At 55.1% G+C, this 2,244-nt stretch carries 4 protein-coding genes; all 4 read right to left on the reverse strand.

What is annotated here, in order from left to right:
• Positions 1-166 precede the first annotated feature (166 nt).
• Complete coding sequence (locus tag BBB56_RS23230; protein WP_123803251.1) at positions 167-820, reverse strand: hypothetical protein; 654 nt, start codon at positions 818-820, stop codon at positions 167-169.
• A 53-nt stretch (positions 821-873) separates the two neighbouring features.
• Complete coding sequence (locus BBB56_RS23235) at positions 874-1,239, reverse strand: type II toxin-antitoxin system PemK/MazF family toxin (RefSeq protein WP_123803252.1); 366 nt, start codon at positions 1,237-1,239, stop codon at positions 874-876.
• A complete protein-coding gene (locus BBB56_RS23240; protein WP_123803253.1) occupies positions 1,239-1,511 on the reverse strand; it encodes an AbrB/MazE/SpoVT family DNA-binding domain-containing protein in 273 nt (90 codons plus the stop codon). Before BBB56_RS23240 ends, BBB56_RS23235 begins: the two co-directional genes overlap by 1 nt.
• Positions 1,512-1,648: 137 nt before the next feature.
• On the reverse strand, positions 1,649-2,244 hold a 596-nt coding region (locus BBB56_RS23245), incomplete at its 5' end, for an antirestriction protein (protein ID WP_233593100.1).

Below are 2,244 nucleotides of genomic sequence, written 5' to 3' on the forward strand. Positions count from 1 at the left end.
ATTTGTGATTGCCCAGTACAGCAGAACCAGAACAGCGTTCAGAATCCCGAAGCTCATTTTTATCCTCCAAAGTTACGGCTTTCAGATCAGAGCATCTGCCTCAGACACCCTGCATTTTCGGCTCAGATGTTCACCAGGTTTGTGTCATGAGCCTTGCTCTGAAGCGTCAGCTTTTCCTCGGCCGACAGGCTCTTAAAACTTCAGTGCCAATCGGTACATTTCGGGCGCGTACGTACCAGAAATATGCCCGCGTTTTATCATTCAGGATTTCATCATATACGTAGGCCAGCTCTGAAGCCGCCCACGGCGCACCTGTCTGCCAGGCTTTGACATACTGGTCAATAGCCTTCGCCGTTTGTGTGCTGTATTTAAGCAGCGCTGCTGCTTCAGAAAAAAGTGCGGAGTTTTCTTTCGTGACAGGGGCGCTTTCAGCCAGGCTTATCAGGCGCTGTCCCAGGCGCTGAGACTCATTATCCGGCAAATTGGTGTAACTGATCGGCGGCCACCTGATACCCGAGTTAAAGAGAAAGAACAGCGCCGGGACTGAGCCTTTTCTGGCGCCCGCAACGACCAGTTCATTCTCTGCTTCCGTCCGGCGCTTGCAGTTAGCATCGGCAAAGAAATAGCAACTTTTCCCGTAATCACCGATTGCTGACCTGAACCTGTCCAGCTCAAGAAAAGGATCTGGCGCATCCAGTGCCGCCTGTCTTGCCGCTTCAAAAGTCTGCTCTTCCGCCTTATCCGCGCTATGCGTATGGTACGCACCGAAAGCTAAACCGCCAATAATAGCAGTAACAGCTAATTTATTGATTATACTCATTATTCCATATGATCCTGATTGTCCATAAAATTGTTAAGTCAGCTTTTCGCTGCTTAACGCGGATCGATGAGATCAACCACCAGAGACAGTATCTCATCCATAACGTGTGGCTCGACCGTTGCGGCATAGCTTGCCCTGCGCGCCGTCAGGTCGAGCGAGCGCAGCTGATAGCACAGCGCCACGCCAGTCACTTTCCCTGTGTCCGTGCTGTTGCCGTCCAGGTACACGGTCACGCCCTGCGAACGGGACGCGCCGCCGCCGCTTGTCACCGGCACGCAGACCGCCGTTCCCAGCGCCGCAACCAGCTCGCGCTGTGAAATCACCAGATAGTAATGCGGCCCCTTAAATTCGCGGCCTTCCACCGGATCGCCGTTAACGTGCCAGATTTCGCCCTTCTGCGGCACTCTCCTTGAAACCATCAGATAAGCTCCCTGCCCTGCGGTGCATCGTTCAGCCCGTCAGCGGTTTCTTCGTTGTAGCCCTGAATTTCCTGCTGGTCGATACCGGCCAGCAGCTGCGCCACGGTACGACGACCGCGCGGCACGCGCGCAACCGGTACAATGTTCACGGATTCGCCCTCTGCGGTCACGTCCAGCTCGATGCCAACCGTCCAGCCCGCTTTTGCAGCGATGTCGCTCGGGATAGTCAGCACGACGGCCCCGCCCTGCTGACGAAGTCTTGTTGATGCCATATGTCCTCCGGTGTGTAACTTAGTAACACACCTTACCACTGAGTGACACTAAGTCACACCTTAAAGCTGTTTTTTTTATCATATTGTTAGTCTCATATGGAACCCTGACAGCGGGCGGTCTGCCGCCCGCGCGCTCTTCAGTCAGCAGCCATGCATATAAAGCTGCTCTCTTCCAGCGTCAGGGCGTACTCCCCCAGGGCGCTTTCAAGATGGTTAAGCTTACCGATCAACGGGTCATTGCCGTTTTCACTCCACGTCTGCAAGGCCAGGCATTTCAACATGGTCAGCATGCCGCTGACGCCTGCGGCCTCGGCCGACATTTCCACGCTTAAGCCTCTGGACAGGATCTGAAAGCGTTTTTTCCCCTCGAATCCCGGCACGGCAAAGCAGGTTCCGTTACTGGTGTAAAAATACTCCCAGTACCCGCCCGCGTAGTCCTGGCAGTGGGATCGCATCCAGTGGGTCAGTAAAAGCGGGACTTTCGGTGCAAGATGACCGAAAAAGCCCTCAAAGAAAGTCAGGCGCAGGCCAGCAGGCACCAGTTGCGCACTGACGGGTTTTTCCCCTGATGATTCTTTAGATTCTGGAGCCGTGGTGCTGACGTTCTGCTGTGACATGTTGTGTCTCCCGTGTGGTTGCATGTGATGTTTCTCCGAGTTCCGTCGCCGTGAGGGCAGAACGGGCGACCGGGCATCAGGCTGAACGCAGGGGGAAACGGCAAAGCCGCAGCCCG

The sequence above is a fragment of the Candidatus Pantoea deserta genome (genome assembly GCF_003813865.1).
GTDB lineage: Bacteria > Pseudomonadota > Gammaproteobacteria > Enterobacterales > Enterobacteriaceae > Pantoea > Pantoea deserta.